This window comes from Peribacillus sp. CSMR9, assembly GCF_033141925.1.
GTDB classification, from domain to species: domain Bacteria; phylum Bacillota; class Bacilli; order Bacillales; family DSM-1321; genus Peribacillus; species Peribacillus simplex_A.
In genome coordinates this window covers 18,194-30,952 of sequence record NZ_JAOPHO010000053.1, presented here as the reverse complement: position 1 = coordinate 30,952, position 12,759 = coordinate 18,194, and the positions used below count along the sequence as shown (strand labels likewise).

At 40.0% G+C, this 12,759-nt stretch carries 13 protein-coding genes, 1 tRNA gene, 1 rRNA gene and 1 pseudogene; 12 read left to right on the top strand and 4 right to left on the bottom strand.

The features are described 5' to 3' along the window. The first annotated feature begins 2 nt into the window (after positions 1-2). The 6 genes from rrf to tsaD all read left to right on the top strand — a co-directional run bounded on the left by rrf (position 3) and on the right by tsaD (position 3,065). Positions 3-118 (top strand): 5S ribosomal RNA (gene rrf, locus N9I19_RS18795). Positions 119-184: 66 nt separating this feature from the next. Further along, positions 185-258 (top strand) — tRNA-Met (locus N9I19_RS18790). Between the two features lie 180 nt (positions 259-438). Further along, on the top strand, positions 439-891 hold the full coding sequence (tsaE, locus tag N9I19_RS18785; RefSeq protein WP_061461194.1) for a tRNA (adenosine(37)-N6)-threonylcarbamoyltransferase complex ATPase subunit type 1 TsaE: 453 nt from the start codon (positions 439-441) through the stop codon (positions 889-891). Beyond that, complete coding sequence (gene tsaB, locus N9I19_RS18780) at positions 891-1,583, top strand: tRNA (adenosine(37)-N6)-threonylcarbamoyltransferase complex dimerization subunit type 1 TsaB (protein WP_317778666.1); 693 nt, start codon at positions 891-893, stop codon at positions 1,581-1,583. Before tsaE ends, tsaB begins: the two co-directional genes overlap by 1 nt. 22 nt (positions 1,584-1,605) lie before the next feature. Beyond that, a complete protein-coding gene (gene rimI, locus N9I19_RS18775; RefSeq protein ID WP_101225599.1) occupies positions 1,606-2,058 on the top strand; it encodes a ribosomal protein S18-alanine N-acetyltransferase in 453 nt (150 codons plus the stop codon). Next, positions 2,055-3,065: a tRNA (adenosine(37)-N6)-threonylcarbamoyltransferase complex transferase subunit TsaD gene (tsaD, locus tag N9I19_RS18770; RefSeq protein ID WP_317778665.1), complete on the top strand. Its 1,011-nt coding sequence runs from the start codon at positions 2,055-2,057 to the stop codon at positions 3,063-3,065. Before rimI ends, tsaD begins: the two co-directional genes overlap by 4 nt. Before the next feature lie 276 nt (positions 3,066-3,341). Here the strand turns inward: tsaD and N9I19_RS18765 are convergent, their stop codons facing one another. Next, a complete protein-coding gene (locus tag N9I19_RS18765) occupies positions 3,342-5,261 on the bottom strand; it encodes an ABC-F family ATP-binding cassette domain-containing protein (protein ID WP_317778664.1) in 1,920 nt (639 codons plus the stop codon). Positions 5,262-5,392: 131 nt separating this feature from the next. Between N9I19_RS18765 and moaC the strand changes: the two genes are divergently transcribed. After that, positions 5,393-5,899, top strand: coding sequence for a cyclic pyranopterin monophosphate synthase MoaC (gene moaC / locus N9I19_RS18760; RefSeq protein ID WP_317778663.1), 507 nt, complete (start codon positions 5,393-5,395; stop codon positions 5,897-5,899). 30 nt (positions 5,900-5,929) lie between these two features. Further along, a complete protein-coding gene (locus N9I19_RS18755; RefSeq protein ID WP_057915804.1) occupies positions 5,930-6,592 on the top strand; it encodes a redox-sensing transcriptional repressor Rex in 663 nt (220 codons plus the stop codon). Between the two features lie 30 nt (positions 6,593-6,622). On the opposite strand, the gene N9I19_RS18750 is transcribed toward N9I19_RS18755, so the two are convergent. Together N9I19_RS18750 and N9I19_RS18745 are read right to left on the bottom strand one after the other, a co-directional pair. Continuing rightward, on the bottom strand, positions 6,623-6,835 hold the full coding sequence (locus tag N9I19_RS18750; RefSeq protein ID WP_061461201.1) for a YdiK family protein: 213 nt from the start codon (positions 6,833-6,835) through the stop codon (positions 6,623-6,625). Further along, positions 6,832-7,557, bottom strand: a complete 726-nt coding sequence (locus N9I19_RS18745; RefSeq protein WP_317778662.1) for a CPBP family intramembrane glutamic endopeptidase — start codon at positions 7,555-7,557, stop codon at positions 6,832-6,834. Before N9I19_RS18745 ends, N9I19_RS18750 begins: the two co-directional genes overlap by 4 nt. 336 nt (positions 7,558-7,893) lie before the next feature. Here N9I19_RS18745 and groES point away from each other — a divergent pair, with 336 nt between their 5' ends. Together groES and groL are read left to right on the top strand one after the other, a co-directional pair. Next, positions 7,894-8,178, top strand: a complete 285-nt coding sequence (gene groES / locus N9I19_RS18740) for a co-chaperone GroES (protein WP_053348954.1) — start codon at positions 7,894-7,896, stop codon at positions 8,176-8,178. 59 nt (positions 8,179-8,237) lie between these two features. After that, positions 8,238-9,875, top strand: a complete 1,638-nt coding sequence (gene groL, locus N9I19_RS18735; protein WP_061461203.1) for a chaperonin GroEL — start codon at positions 8,238-8,240, stop codon at positions 9,873-9,875. Positions 9,876-10,339: 464 nt separating this feature from the next. Here the strand turns inward: groL and N9I19_RS25490 are convergent. Continuing rightward, positions 10,340-10,491 (bottom strand): annotated as a pseudogene (locus N9I19_RS25490) (IS6 family transposase); the annotation flags it as partial. A gap of 191 nt (positions 10,492-10,682) precedes the next feature. On the opposite strand from N9I19_RS25490, the gene N9I19_RS18725 reads away from it, so the two are divergent. Next, positions 10,683-12,023 carry a sensor histidine kinase gene (locus N9I19_RS18725; protein ID WP_317778661.1) on the top strand — a complete coding sequence of 447 codons (1,341 nt, stop codon included), beginning with the start codon at positions 10,683-10,685 and terminating at the stop codon, positions 12,021-12,023. Beyond that, on the top strand, positions 12,020-12,652 hold the full coding sequence (locus tag N9I19_RS18720; RefSeq protein ID WP_317778660.1) for a response regulator: 633 nt from the start codon (positions 12,020-12,022) through the stop codon (positions 12,650-12,652). The genes N9I19_RS18725 and N9I19_RS18720 overlap by 4 nt, the downstream gene beginning before the upstream one ends. The last annotated feature ends 107 nt before the right edge of the window (positions 12,653-12,759 follow it).

The window sequence follows — 12,759 nt, the reverse complement described above, 5'->3', positions numbered from 1 at the left end:
TGTTTGGTGGCGATAGCGAAGAGGTCACACCCGTTCCCATTCCGAACACGGCAGTTAAGCTCTTCAGCGCCAATGGTAGTTGGGGGTTTCCCCCTGTGAGAGTAGGACGCCGCCAAGCTATAATCTTTGTATCCTTTTTGAGAAAATGGGAATACTGAATTTATAAAAGTACCATTTATACCGTCGCGGGGTGGAGCAGTCCGGTAGCTCGTCGGGCTCATAACCCGAAGGTCGCAGGTTCAAATCCTGTCCCCGCAATCATAAAAAAAACGAAACTTAGGTTTCGTTTTTTTGTTTTATCCGAAATTCAAATAATTTGTCCCTAACTTATTTGTTTCTTCTTTTGAAACAAGGTAAACTACATATAGAATGGTTTTTGTTCCATAACGGACATGAAATATAGGACGTTTTCCTAATAATGATAAAGGTGATTGATATATGCAACATTTTGAATGGATTTCTCAGGATGAGGAAGAAACAGCGCAATTTGCGCATAAATTGGCACAAAAACTTTCGAGTGGAGATGTACTGGCTTTAGAAGGTGACCTAGGTGCAGGGAAAACGGCATTCACAAAAGGGCTAGCTAAAGGGTTAGGCGTTACTAGAGTAGTAAATAGCCCTACCTTTACGATAATAAAGGAATACATGGGGCGATTGCCTTTATATCATATGGATGTATATCGGGTAAGTGAATCAGAAGAAGATTTAGGCTTTGATGAATATTTTGATGGTGATGGTGTGACTGTCGTTGAATGGGCCCATTTAATAAAGGATCACCTTCCTGATGAAATCTTGACCATTTATATTTATCGTCTTAGTGATACAAGCCGGCGTTTTGTCTTAGCAGCCAAAGGCGAACGATATGTAACGTTATGTAAGGAGATTATTTGATGAAGGTTTTAGCTATAGATACTTCGAATTTCACATTAGGGATTGCGCTGATAAATGGGAGTCAAGTAATTGGTGAGTATACGACGAACCTAAAGAAAAACCATTCGGTGCGGGTAATGCCAGCAATTGAGATGCTGTTAAGGGATTGTGATACTAATCCGAAGGAATTGACTAAGATAGTGGTCGCTCAAGGTCCAGGCTCTTATACAGGCGTCAGGATTGGTGTGACGATTGCGAAAACCTTGGCCTGGACGCTTCAGATTCCGTTATCAGGTGTTTCCAGTTTAGAAGTTTTAGCAGCAAATGGACGTTATTTTAACGGGTTGATATCTCCCTTGTTCGATGCAAGAAGAGGGCAGATTTATACTGGATTATATGAAATGAAAAACGATCTGTTAAAAACAGTCATGGAAGATTGTAATATTCTATCCTCTGAGTGGGCGATGCGATTGAAGGAATTAAATCGTCCTGTTTTATTTGTTGGCCAAGATGTTGACATCCATCGGGATGCGATTACGGAAGCGTTAGGCAATTTAGCAGTATTTGCTCCGGTACAGTCGTTTAACTCAAGACCAAGCGAACTGGCCTTCATTGGTCTGGATAAGACTGAAGTCGATGTTCACCAGTTTGTACCGAATTATATCCGCATGGCTGAAGCAGAAGCTAAGTGGCTTGAACAGCAGGGGAAATAAACAAGGAAAGCGACCGATTATTATGAGTAAAACATTGACGTTCCGAAAGATGAATACGGAAGATATCGACCAAGTGCTTAATGTGGAAAAGCAGTCCTTTACTTTGCCTTGGAGCCGGGAAGCTTTTTTTAATGAACTGAATCATAATCAATATGCTGTATACATGGTGATAGAGGATGAAGGGAAAATTGCCGGTTATTGCGGTGCGTGGATCGTCATTGATGAATCGCACATTACCAATATAGCAATATTGCCAGAATACCGAGGGCAAAAGCTTGGGGAAGCTTTGCTCAGGAAGATGATTGAAATCTCCATTTCGATGGGTGTGGTGAGGATGACGCTTGAGGTCCGTGTCAGTAATGCAGTAGCCATTTCGCTTTATGAAAAACTAGGTTTCCAAAAGGGTGGAATCCGAAAAAATTATTATACAGACAATCAAGAAGATGCTTATGTTATGTGGGTGAATTTTTCATGAAAAAAGATCAATTTATATTAGGAATTGAAACGAGCTGCGATGAAACTGCGGCAGCTGTCATAAAAAATGGAACAGAGATACTGAGTAATGTCGTGGCTTCACAAATCGAAAGCCATAAACGTTTTGGCGGTGTCGTCCCGGAAATAGCTTCCCGTCATCATGTAGAACAAATTACGATCGTTCTTGAAGAAGCACTGCTTCAGGCAGGTGTGACTTATGAAGACTTGGATGCCATTGCCGTTACAGAAGGTCCCGGACTTGTAGGGGCACTATTAATAGGCGTGAATGCGGCGAAGGCTGTAGCTTTCGCACATGGAATACCGATTGTCGGTACGCATCATATCGCGGGTCATATCTATGCAAATCGGCTTATTCAGGAGATCGAATATCCTGCGCTTTCTTTAGTCGTTTCGGGAGGCCATACGGAATTGGTGCTTTTAGAAGAACCGGGTTCTTTCAAGGTGATAGGGGAGACGCGGGATGATGCAGCAGGTGAGGCGTATGATAAAGTGGCTCGAACCTTGGGGCTCCCTTATCCTGGTGGCCCTCATATCGATAGACTTGCACAAGAAGGTTCACCTTCATTGAAACTGCCTCGGGCATGGTTGGATGGCAGCTATGACTTTTCTTTCAGCGGGTTGAAATCAGCTGTAATCAACACTTTGCATAATGCAGAACAGCGCGGGGAAAAAATTGAACCTAAAGATTTGGCGGCAAGTTTCCAAGCAAGCGTGATAGAAGTGCTTGTAATGAAAGCTGTTAAGGCTGCCAAGGAATATAATGTGAAACAGGTATTGCTCGCCGGAGGAGTTGCGGCAAATAAAGGCCTGAGGGAAGCATTAACGGAAGCTTTTAAGGATTTACCTATGGATATATCCATTCCGCCCCTCTACCTTTGTACGGACAATGCGGCCATGATCGGTGCTGCCGGCAGTGTCATGTTTGAAAAAGGTAAGCGCTCCGGATTGGATTTGAACGGAAATCCCGGATTGGATATAGAAGCATAATTGACGTGAAGACAGGACCTTAACTTCGGGATCCTGTCTTTTTATCGTGTTTAATAAAAAAATAGAATATTCTGTGGATAAAGTTTATTTGACAATCAAACTGCATGTGTATAAACAGGAGTTTTGTGGATAAGTGGATATGTTTCTGTGGATTATGTGTATAACTCGAATCAATGGCTAGTAAACGGCAAGTGATTTGTTAATAATTTTGTGGATAACTTTTAGGGGCATTTTAACTGGAAAAGAAAAGACCGAGTCATTTGACTCGGTCAATTGTCATTCTTCCAGTTCAGCCCATTCTTCGAGAAGCAGGTCTAATTTTTCCTGTGCTTCATCAAGCTTTGTTTGGACTTCCATTACTTTCTCATGGTCCTGGAAAACATTTGGGTCACATAGGTGTTCGTTGTATTCGTTTATTTCGGTTTCAAGAAGCTCCATGGCCGCCTCGATTTCCTCAATGCGCCTTTTTCGCTGGCGTTCAGCTTTTTTTGCTTCCTTATCAATTTTATAATTTGTTTTTTCTGCGGCTACATCTAAGGTTTTTGCGTGATTTTCCTGTTCAAGTTCTTTGATTTCAGCTTGCTCCTGTTTCTTCTCTACGTAGTAATCATAATCACCGAGGAATTCTTCGTTTCCGTCTTTGGAAAGCTCGATCACTTTCGTTGCTATCCGATTTATGAAATAGCGGTCATGTGAGACGAAAAGAATGGTTCCTGGATAATCGATCAATGCGTTTTCAAGCACCAATTTACTGTCGAGGTCTAAATGGTTTGTTGGCTCATCAAGAATTAAAAAATTCCCTTTTTCCATCATCATTTTGGCTAGAGCTAGCCTGGCCTTTTCGCCGCCGCTTAGTGTGGAAACGGTTTTCAAAACATCGTCCCCACTAAAAAGAAAATTACCGAGTACGGTTCGTATGTCTTTTTCCGGTTTAAGGGGATAATCATCCCATAATTCATTGAGTACGCGTTTATTGGAAATAAGGTTAGCCTGTTCCTGATCGTAGTAGCTAACTTCGACGTTCGTTCCAAAACGGAAATTCCCAGAAAGTGCAGGCAGCTTAGAGATGATCGTTTTCAATAACGTTGATTTTCCAACGCCATTTGGGCCAACAAGAGCTATGCTCTCTCCTTTTGTCATCCGGGAATTTATATTTTTTGATACCGTTTCCCCTTCGTAACCGATAGCCAAATCCTGTAGGTGTAGCACTTCATTTCCGCTTTGCCTTTCAATCTGGAAAGAGAAATTAGCGGATTTTTCATCACCTTGCGGCTTGTCCAATACATCCATCTTTTCGAGCTGTTTGCGTCTGCTTTGTGCTCTTTTCGTTGTGGAAGCCCTTGTGATATTGCGTTGGACAAAGTCGCGAAGCTTTTCGATTTCCCCTTGTTGTTTCTCGAAAAGCTTCATGTCCCGCTCATAATCTTCCGCTTTTCCCTCTAGGTAAGAACTATAATTGCCATAGTACTTTTTCATGTTATTCCGGGAAATTTCATATACCTGGTTTACAACTTTATCTAGAAAATAGCGGTCATGGGAAACAATAAGAACAGCTCCTTGGTAGCCTTGTAAATATTGTTCAAGCCAAGAAAGGGTTTCGATATCCAAATGGTTCGTTGGCTCATCCAGAATCAATATATCCGGTTTCCTTAAAAGCAGCTTCCCTAAAGCAAGTCTTGTTTTTTGCCCACCGCTTAAAGTGGAAATTGGGGTAGAATAGTCAAAATCAGCAAACTGAAGTCCATGCAATACTGAACGAATATCCGCTTCATATTGATAACCGCCCTTCTCTTTGAAAGCTACCATCAAACTGTCATATTCATTTAATACTTTTTGGTAAATTGCTTCATTTTCAAAGATGTCAGGTCTGGCCATATCAGCCTCAAGGCGACGCAGTTCTTTTTCTTGTTCTATTAGGTCATTGAATACAGTCAGCATTTCATCCCAAATGGTCAGTTCTGATTCCAGTCCCGTGTCCTGTGCCATATATCCGATGGTGACACCTTTTGGTTTGATTATTTCACCGCCATCATGGGAAAGCTGCCCGGCTATGATTTTTAGCAGAGTAGATTTTCCAGCGCCATTTCGGCCGACAAGTGCAATTCTATCCTTATTTTGAACTTCGAGCTTCATATTTGATAAAATAAGTTCAGCTCCATAATATTTCGATAGTTGATTGATTTGTAATAAAATCATAGATTTCACCTCAATTGATTATTGTTAGTGTAACGTATTATAGTTATTATCGGCAACAGCTTGGTTCCAAGCAAAAACAAGCTATTACATAAAGTGGAATAATAGTGTATGATTTAGGAGGGGTTACTTAAATGGGAGACTTAACGCATTTTAATGAACAAGGCCGGGCTAAGATGGTTGATGTGACTGCTAAGCCTGAAACATCCCGGACGGCAATAGCTCAATCGAGCATTTTATTGAACGATGAAATATATGAGTTGGTCACGAACCAGAAAATGAAAAAAGGTGATGTACTGGCCGTTGCACAGGTTGCAGGAATCATGGCCAGCAAAAATACATCCAATATAATTCCAATGTGCCACCCTATTGCTCTGCAAGGGGTCAATATAGCCTTTGAATGGGAAAAAGAAGATGAAGGATATAGGCTTAGGATTGAAACGGAAGCTAAGACAAAAGGGAGTACAGGTGTGGAAATGGAAGCGTTAACAGCTGCAACCGTGACTGCCTTGACTATTTATGACATGTGTAAGGCCCTTGATAAGGGAATGGTAATCGGGCCTACATTCTTAGTGGAGAAAACAGGCGGAGTGTCTAGTAACGATTATAAAAGACAAGTAATTCAAACAGATAGAGATTAAGTTGAAAAGCATGTGTGAAGGCGGGGAAGAATGATGAACCATGACCCAAAGATACCGCAGGCAACAGCCAAAAGGTTGCCATTGTATTATCGATTTTTAAAGAACTTACATTCCTCAGGCAAACAAAGAGTTTCCTCGGCAGAGCTAAGCGAAGCTGTAAAGGTGGATTCTGCGACCATTCGCCGTGATTTTTCCTACTTTGGAGCGCTTGGAAAAAAAGGCTACGGCTACAATGTCAATTATTTATTATCCTTCTTTAGAAAAACACTAGATCAAGATGAACTGACAAAAGTCGCTTTAATCGGAGTGGGGAATTTAGGGACTGCTTTTTTAAATTACAATTTCATTAAAAATAATAATACGAAGATTGAAATGGCATTTGAAGTTTCAGAAGATAAGGTCGGCAAGCAAATAGCTGATGTGCCAATCTATCATATGGATCAAATCGATACACTATTGCAGGAAAATAATATTACTGCGGCTATTTTGACAGTGCCTGCTCAGGTAGCACAGACGATAACCGATCGTCTAGTCAAAGCTGATATAAAAGGAATATTGAATTTCACACCTGCACGGCTGACGGTACCCCCATCCATAAGGGTTCACCACATTGACCTGGCCGTGGAGCTTCAGTCGCTCATCTACTTTCTGAAACATTATCCTGTAGTGGAAGAAGCTGCATTGGAGGAATGAAAAAAAACGCTGCATCTTCGCAGCGTTTTTTTATTTTTTCTTATTTTTTTGGGCGGCTTTAATCTTAAAGTGAAGCATGATCATGCGTAATCCCGATCCAAAGTCTAAAGTCGCAATTAGTACAAGTATGTAGGCAAAGATTCCCCATCCGGAAGAACTGACGGTTTGAATCGCGATAGCGGTAAAAAGAGCTCCTAAGCCTGCATAGATGATACCCATGAATAATGGTGATTGACGTTTCATAATAAACCTCCGATGAAGGCCTGTGCAGTATCTAGCATCTTCTCAATATCATCCCGATTTACAACTTGAAAGATGATAACAAGCGTATTCATCGCAATATGTGCGCTCATGGAAACGAGGATGCGGCCCGTTTTCGCATAAAGAAAAGCAAAGGTAAAACCCATTGCCGAATATAAAAGAAGATGTTCCAATTCACCATGCGCCAAGCCAAAAATAACTGAACTGAGTAAAGCAGAAATAAAGAAGTTAAAGCGTTTATGAAGTGATCCGAAAATGATTTTCCGAAAAATGATTTCTTCCAATATAGGTCCAATAACTGAAGTGACGAAAATGACTATGGGAACTTGGTAAATGAGTGAAATGAGCTGCTGTGTATTTTCAGATTCAGACTCCACCCCAAGCATCTGTTCAATGTATCCAGCAATGCTTTGCGCAAAAAGAGCGAGGAACACTCCGGCAAATGCCCATAATATGGACGTGGGAATGGAAGCTGGAGTGCTTCTGTCCATTTTTTCCTTCATATCTTTTCTCATTAAAAACAGGATCAAGGATAGAGCAACGAAAAAGCTGAATACGATCCAGTATGCTGCAGACTTCACCTGGAGTTCATCAGCAGTCATTCCAGTTGAAGACCCGATCAGCATGAAAAGAGGTACCCCAACAATACTGGATAATTGCATGGAAATGTAGGTGATGATGACGAACCAATATTCTTTTTTCAAAAATGAAAACTCCTTTTATTTAGTCACCCATTCCGCTTAGAACGTTCCTGATATGGGGACAATCTATAAACGCATACTCCAAAATGGTATCAAATAATGAGACAGAACACCACTTAAAGGTACCCCTAACAAAACATTTTAGCACCTTTGTTAAAAGAATCATTATGCTAAAGTAGTATACCCGAAATTTATCAGAAATTAATAAAAAATTTTCGATAAGATACTTGCAAAAAAGGCTCGGTTTATTTAATATTATAAATGTGTTAGCACTCGATGGTGAAGAGTGCTAATAATCATGAAACAAATTATCAAGAGAATATGAGGAGGTTGTTTCACTTGTTAAAACCATTAGGTGATCGCGTTATTATTGAACTAGTTCAATCTGAAGAAAAGACTGCAAGCGGTATTGTTCTTCCTGATACTGCAAAAGAAAAGCCACAAGAAGGTAAGGTAGTAGCTGTTGGTACTGGCCGTGTCCTTGAAAATGGCGAACGTGTTGCTTTAGAGGTTGCCCAAGGCGATCTAATTATCTTCTCAAAATATGCAGGTACTGAAGTTAAATACGAAGATACTGAATACTTAATTTTACGTGAAAGCGACATTCTAGCTGTTATCGGCTAATTATACATCATACTTAACTGAACGAAAATTTTCTTAAAATTTTAGGGAGGTACTTATAAATGGCTAAAGAAATTAAATTTAGTGAAGAAGCTCGCCGTTCCATGCTTCGTGGTGTGGACGCACTTGCAGATGCAGTTAAAGTAACGCTTGGACCAAAAGGTCGTAACGTGGTTCTGGAGAAAAAATTCGGTTCACCGCTTATCACAAATGACGGTGTGACGATCGCTAAAGAAATTGAATTGGAAGATGCATTCGAAAACATGGGTGCGAAATTGGTTGCTGAAGTAGCGAGCAAAACAAACGACGTAGCTGGTGACGGTACAACTACTGCAACGGTTCTAGCGCAAGCGATGATTCGTGAAGGTCTTAAAAACGTAACAGCTGGTGCAAACCCAATGGGTATCCGTAAAGGAATCGAAAAAGCGGTTAATACTGCAATTGCAGAATTAAAAGCTATTTCTCAACCTGTTGAAAACAAAGAATCGATTGCACAAGTTGCTGCTATCTCTTCAGCTGATGAAGAAGTGGGCCAACTGATTGCTGAAGCTATGGAACGTGTTGGTAACGACGGCGTCATCACAATCGAAGAGTCTAAAGGTTTCACAACTGAATTGGACGTTGTAGAAGGTATGCAGTTCGACCGTGGATATGCTTCTCCTTATATGGTTACAGATTCAGATAAAATGGAAGCTGTTTTAGATAATCCATATATCTTAATCACGGATAAAAAAGTAACGAATATCCAAGAAATCCTTCCTGTACTTGAGCAAGTTGTTCAACAAGGGAAACCACTATTATTGATTGCTGAAGATGTAGAAGGCGAAGCGCTTGCAACTCTTGTTGTGAACAAACTTCGTGGAACATTCAATGCAGTTGCGGTTAAAGCTCCTGGATTCGGTGACCGTCGTAAAGCAATGCTTGAAGACATCGCAGCTCTTACAGGCGGCGAAGTAATCACTGAAGAAATCGGACTTGATCTTAAATCTGCAACAATCGAATCTTTAGGACGTGCTTCTAAAGTGGTTGTTACAAAAGAAAATACAACAATCGTTGAAGGTTCTGGAGATACAGCTCAAATTCAAGCTCGTGTAAACCAAATCCGTGTTCAATTAGAAGAAACAACTTCTGAATTTGACCGTGAAAAATTACAAGAACGCCTTGCTAAATTAGCTGGCGGTGTAGCGGTGATCAAAGTCGGTGCAGCTACTGAAACGGAATTAAAAGAACGTAAACTTCGTATTGAAGATGCATTGAACTCCACTCGTGCCGCTGTTGAAGAAGGTATCGTAGCCGGTGGTGGTACAGCACTTCTTAACGTATACAATAAAATCGCTGAAATTCAAGCGGAAGGCGACGTAGCAACAGGCGTGAAAATCGTTCTTCGTGCTATCGAAGAGCCTGTTCGTCAAATCGCTCACAATGCTGGACTTGAAGGCTCTGTAATCGTAGAGCGCCTTAAAGGCGAAGCAGTTGGTACTGGCTTCAATGCAGCTACTGGACAATGGGTGAACATGATCGAATCCGGTATCGTCGATCCTACAAAAGTAACTCGTTCAGCTCTACAAAACGCTGGTTCTGTAGCAGCCATGTTCTTAACAACAGAAGCTGTTGTAGCTGACAAACCAGAACCTGCTGGTGCTGGCGGCATGGGCATGCCTGATATGGGCGGCATGGGCGGAATGGGCGGCATGATGTAATCATCGCTTAAATCCCTTAATATAGGGGTTTAACGAGGATTCAGAGTGAATGCTCACCAAACATGTGAATATTTTTAAAGTTGAAGGCCTCCCACAGTTTACTGTGGGGGCCTTTTTCTTTGTTGTCAGTCATGTGAGCATACATCGTTATGTGAGACTGTATGCCCTAATTGTTGTTTCAGTAACTATGCGTGCTGAACGATTGCTGCGTAATTTCCTTATTGGTATATGCGGTAACTTCCTAATAAGAAGTTGTAACCGTATTGCAGGCAGTTTTTGCACTAATGACTTGTATAAAAACATAGAGATCTAATATTCTTTTCATCTATGAATCATGATGCTACTATGTATTCAATCTCGCATTGGACAGACTTCACCCCTTGTTGAAGTGATCCTTTTTTCAGCCCAACAGTTCATCTCCACTTTATAGATATCTGTTTGGCTATTCGAAATGTTTTTAATCCTAGCATAGAACGGACTTTCTTATCCAACTCAGGAACATATTGAAGGACCAACGCAGTAGAGCTATGGATAAGCATCGTTCCTCCATGATTTTCATAAAATCATGAAAACGCAAGTTGTACCGAAGGAACCACCTTACTGTGTGAATAATAATTTCAAGTACATAATGCTTCTAAAGAGATTACTTGCAGGATGTTCGGATTTTTACACCAGAACCCATTTTTTGTAATTTTCATAATTACGATGAATTGCGTATAATGGAAGGGTATACATGAACTTAAAATAAATCCGAAATGAAAGAATGGTCATCATTCTATTCTATAAGCAATTAAAGGTGAAATGATTATGATATCTAGTCTTATGAAGTCTTGGACAATATGGATGAAAATTGGTGTAATGTTATTCGGGGTATTCTTATTATCGTGGTTGGGCCCTGACGAAATTGGCCTGACTGATTTTCTTATTTCATTAAGAGAAGATGAAGAAACAGGAAATAAGTTAATGCTTGCCGTTTTTTTGTTAGTGTCTTTAAATACAGTTTTAGCTTTGTTTCATTATATTGGTGCACTGCTGTTGGGAGACGAAATCGCTGCTCGTTTAAACCGTCCATGGTTAAAAATCATCATTCCTCTTATTGTTATTCCTCTCGACTATATCGTGATAAATGCTTATTATTCATTAACATACTCATTTAGCGCCTATGCGTTGTTATTGTTGTTCGCAATCTTATTATTGCAAGCCTTTGAAAAGGATAGGCTAAAGCCAATTATTAAATCAATTATTTGTTCTCAATTAATCTTTGGGATTGAATGGCTGAATGAGATTCCTTCTTTATCCCAATATGGATTTGGCCAAGGGTCGCTTTCAATGGAATTAAAAGATATAGCAGTTCAAGTTGGATTTGAGCAATCTTTAACATTGTACAGTTTAACTTTGTGTTTAATTTTTGTTATTAATGCTGTTATTTTAGCTGTGTATTTTTCATTAGCTGAACAAAAGTGGCGGATAAAGCAAGAGCTTCATTATGCGCAATTAGAAGCGATGCAGTCAAGGTCAGGACGGGAAGCACTCTATCTGGTCCATGATTTAAAAACGCCTCTCACAGCAATTGAGGGGCTAAATTCTTTAATTAGTTTGAAAGTGGACGATTCTAAAATTAAAGAATATTGTCAAAAGATTTCATCATCGATTCATTCCGTTAGCGACATGATTTCTGAGATTTTATATGATGATAAAAAACATTGGTGCCGTATAAAAGATTTAGTTGGATACGTCAAAGCAAGCAGACTGAGCGGGACAAATCTTAATCTGAAGGTAGACTTTCAAACAGATCCCGAAATTAAAATTTTCATTAATAAAATCCGAATGACAAGGGCATTAGTGAACTTAATTGACAATGCTTACGATGCAGTGAATGGAATAGAAGATGGTAAGATTTTGCTTAAGATAAAAACCTATGAAAATGAACTTTGGTTGGGCGTATCAGATAATGGGATAGGGATTTTACCTAAAGAGCAGGAGAAAATATGGAAAGCTGGGTTCAGTACAAAATCGCATCCAGGGATGGGATTAGCTTTCGTACGACAAGTTGCTAAAGGACATGGTGCATCTTTGGAAATTGATAGCAAGCTTGGACACGGGACAACAATTTGGATTAAACTAGCCGAGAGGAGTGTGTCAAGATGAACATTTTAGTCATTGATGATGATGCATCAATTCAATATATGCTAAGTGAAATTTGTGAATTTGCCGGCTGGAATGTAGATACGGCTAACAACGGAAAAGAAGGGTTAAATGTGTTTGCAGAAAAAGGAGCGGATGTTGTTTTAGTGGATTATCATATGCCGGAAATGGACGGAATAAAAACGGTGGGTGAGCTCCGTACCCTTAATGCTGATGTTCCGATTCTTGTATTGACAGTCGATGAACGACAGGAAATTGCTGATCGCTTTCTTGAAGCAGGCGCAACGGATTTTGCATTAAAGCCTGTAAAAGCGCCTGATCTGATTTCAAGGATTCAACTGCATGCACGCCTTGCAAAATTAACTCAATCAGCTACGCAGCAAAAATTCAGTGAAGAAAAGGATGTATTTGTAACAAAGGGAATTAGTAAGAGAACACTTCGTCACGTTAGTGATTTTCTGCATTCTAATCGTGAACCTTTTTCTGTTGATACAATTTCTAAAGAAGTTGGTTTGGCTTATCCGACCGTCTATCGCTATATTATGCATTTACTTGATGAAGGAAAAGTGGAAATTATTGTGAGTTATCAAAAAATAGGAAGACCGAAAAATTTATATCAATGGATTGACTAAGAAACTGCCTTAATACTAGGCAGTTTTTTTATTATGATGGGGGCCTCTGTTGCTGCACAGACCGCAAATGCAGCAAGACTTTTTTTCTTTTTTTTCTGTATTTTTAT